This window comes from Streptomyces sp. 13-12-16 (genome assembly GCF_002114215.1).
GTDB lineage: Bacteria > Actinomycetota > Actinomycetes > Streptomycetales > Streptomycetaceae > Streptomyces.
This window is the reverse complement of record NZ_NCTE01001208.1, coordinates 1-1,920: the sequence shown is the minus strand read 5'-3', so window position 1 is coordinate 1,920 and position 1,920 is coordinate 1. Positions and strand designations below refer to the sequence as shown.

Genomic DNA, 1,920 nt, shown 5'->3' with positions numbered 1-1,920 from the left:
GGCGCCCAGTCGGCCAGCAGCGGCGGCCAGCCCACCCGGAGCGTGCCGTAGCGGTCCTCGAGCCGGGCGCCGGTCAGTACGGCGGCCAGGACGAGCAGTGCGGCGGCCAGGACCGCCGAGAGGTCACGGGCCGTGGCACGGGAAGGGTCGCGGTTCACGTCGTCACGCTAGGCCGGGGGAGCGGTGGCGAGCGGCCGGCCAGGGTGGATGTCAGCGTTTCGTCATCGCTTCCGCACCCTTTCGAGGGGTGGTGCGGACCTACGGTCGGCACATGCCTCGGTCCTCCCTCCCCGCCCGCCCCGCGCGCGGCCCGTTCGCGCCGGACTTCTGGCGCAGCCCGCTGCGCGGCCCCTGGTTCACCTCGGTGCTCGGGGTCGTCCTCCTCGCCGGCGTCACGGTCCTGTTCGTGACGGGACTGCTGTCGTACGCCGCGTACAACCCGGACCTCTCGCCGGTGAACGACAAGACCCCCGGCAAGGGGATCCTCGGCTTCTACCTCTTCCCCTGGCCCACCGACCCGCCGTGGCTGTACCGGCTCACACAGGGCGTCCACGTCACGCTCGGCCTCGTCCTGGTGCCGGTGCTGCTGGCCAAGCTCTGGTCGGTGGTGCCCAAGCTGTTCACCCTGCCGCCGGCCCGCTCGCTCACCCACGCCCTGGAGCGGATCTCGCTGCTGCTCCTGGTGGGCGGGGCGCTGTTCGAGTTCACCACGGGCATCCTCAACATCCAGCTCGACTACGTCTTCCCCGGCTCCTTCTATCCGCTGCACTTCTACGGCGCCTGGGTGTTCTTCGGCGCGTTCGCCGCCCACGTGGTGCTGAAGGCGCCGGTGGCGCTCCGGAACCTGCGGAGGATGCGGGAAGGGGACGCCGAGGACGCGGACGAACTGGTGGCTCCGCGTCCCGATCCGCCGACCGTCTCGCGACGCGGGGCGTTCGGGCTGGTCGGCGGCGGTTCGCTGCTGCTGCTCGTCACCTCCGCCGGGCGCAGCTTCGACGGGCCGCTGCGCGAGACCGCCGTCCTCACCCCGCACGGCGGTCCCGAACCGGGCGGTGGACCCGGTGCGTTCCAGATCAACAAGACGGCCGCGTACGCCGGGATCCGTCCCGCCGAGACGACGCAGGAGGCGTGGCGGCTGGTCGTCACCGGGCGTTCCGGCACCGTACGGCTCGACCGGGCCGAGCTGCTCGGGATGCCGTTGCACGGCGCGTCCCTGCCCATCGCCTGCGTGGAGGGCTGGTCCACCTCCGACCAGTGGTGGCGGGGCGTACGGCTGCGGGACCTCGCGGCGCTCGTCGGTCATGAGGAGCCGGTGGACGTGTTCGTGGAGTCGCTGCAGCGCCGCGGTGCCTTCCGGCACGGCGCGCTGCGGGCCGATCAGGTCGCCGACCCGCGTTCCCTGCTCGCCCTGTTCGTCAACGGTGCGGAACTGACCGCCGATCACGGCTATCCGGCCCGGATCATCGTGCCCGCGGCGCCCGGTGTGCTCGCCACCAAGTGGGTCGCCCGGCTGACCTTCGGCGAACTGTGAGGCGACCGGTGAAGTCGTTCGTGCTGCTCTGTTCGTTCGTCCTCTGCGCGTACGCGGGGGTGCGGTTGCTCGAGGGCGACTGGGTCATGGTCGCGCTGTGGTTCGTGGGGGCGGCGGTGATCCACGATCTGGTGCTGGTGCCGTTGTACGCGGCGGCCGACCGTGTGCTGGTGAAGGGTGCGGGGCGGCGGAGGGGGTGGGTCAACTACGTACGGGTGCCGGCGGCCCTGTCCGGGCTGTTGCTGCTCGTGTGGTTCCCGCTGATCGGCGGGCGGGTGTCGGAGCGGTACGCCGGCGTCGCGGGGCTGTCCGCGGACGGCTTCGTGGTGCGGTGGCTGATCGTCACGGCCGTGCTGTTCGGGGGGTCGGCGGTGGTGTTCGCGGTGCGG

At 72.3% G+C, this 1,920-nt stretch carries 2 protein-coding genes; both read left to right on the top strand.

From position 1 onward, the window contains the following. The first annotated feature begins 271 nt into the window (after positions 1-271). A complete protein-coding gene (locus tag B7767_RS37775) occupies positions 272-1,531 on the top strand; it encodes a molybdopterin-dependent oxidoreductase (protein ID WP_085575932.1) in 1,260 nt (419 codons plus the stop codon). Between the two features lie 8 nt (positions 1,532-1,539). Further along, a partial coding sequence (locus tag B7767_RS37770; RefSeq protein WP_306298040.1) for a hypothetical protein occupies positions 1,540-1,920 on the top strand: 381 nt, incomplete at its 3' end.

What these genes read in the sequence shown, in the direction of transcription:
- B7767_RS37775 (WP_085575932.1), top strand. Translation starts at nt 272, where the DNA reads ATGCCTCGGTCCTCCCTCCCCGCCCGCCCCGCGCGCGGCCCGTTCGCG.